Raw genomic sequence first — 439 nt, forward strand, 5'->3', positions numbered from 1 at the left:
GTGGCGGACATTCGCGATGTGCTGATCATCTCGACGCCGCAGGACACGCCGCGCTTCGAGGCGATGCTGGGTGACGGCAGCCAGTGGGGGATGAACATCCGCTACGCGGTGCAGCCGTCGCCGGACGGGCTCGCGCAGGCGTTCGTGATCGGCCGGGAATTCGTCGGCCGCGATCCGTCGACGCTGATTCTCGGCGACAACATCTTCTATGGCCACGATCTCGCGAAGCAACTCGATCGGGCATCGGCGCGGCAGGCGGGCGCGACGGTGTTCGCATACCACGTGCACGATCCGGAGCGCTACGGCGTCGTCGAGTTCGACGGCGAATTCCGCGCGCTGTCGATCGAGGAGAAGCCCGCGAAGCCGCGCTCGAACTACGCGGTGACGGGGCTGTACTTCTACGACAACCAGGTGTGCGACATCGCGGCGGACATCAAGC

General features: G+C 66.1%; 1 protein-coding gene. It reads left to right on the forward strand.

Translation table 11 applies throughout. The features are described from left to right. The coding region (locus J5M73_RS31440) for a sugar phosphate nucleotidyltransferase (RefSeq protein WP_243434009.1) at positions 1–439 on the forward strand (439 nt) is incomplete at both ends.

Origin of the sequence: Pseudomonas sp. 50_B, assembly GCF_017491625.1 — a bacterium.
In the GTDB taxonomy this organism is placed as follows: Bacteria; Pseudomonadota; Gammaproteobacteria; order Pseudomonadales; family Pseudomonadaceae; genus Aquipseudomonas; species Aquipseudomonas danubii.